Origin of the sequence: Bacillus sp. SIMBA_008 (genome assembly GCF_046535495.1) — a bacterium.
Lineage (GTDB): Bacteria > Bacillota > Bacilli > Bacillales > Bacillaceae > Bacillus > Bacillus subtilis.
Genome location: NZ_JAWRWL010000814.1, coordinates 1 through 256, shown reverse-complemented (window position 1 = coordinate 256; position 256 = coordinate 1). Strand labels below are relative to the sequence as shown.

Annotated in this window: 1 protein-coding gene; it reads left to right on the top strand. The window is 35.5% G+C overall.

The window, feature by feature from the left end; genetic code table 11:
* Positions 1-30 precede the first annotated feature (30 nt).
* The coding region (locus tag SB658_RS25580; RefSeq protein WP_410603256.1) for a hypothetical protein at positions 31-256 on the top strand (226 nt) is incomplete at its 3' end.

Here is a 256-nt window from a genome sequence, read left to right as displayed (position 1 = left end):
AATACGGACAGTATTTACAGCGCAATGGATATGAAACTTCATAAAGCCAGAATTAAGGAGCTCGAAAACACTCATTTATTCTCAGAAGATTTTATTACTAACTACAATAAAATTGCATTAAAAATTGACAGTGCATTAAAAAACGGAACTATAAAATGGAATATTGGAGAACTTCCTCCGTTCGGTTCCGGAGCAAGTCCGTGGTGCAATTGCCAGGATACACCGGATAATTTTTTGAATAAAATCTGGATCATGC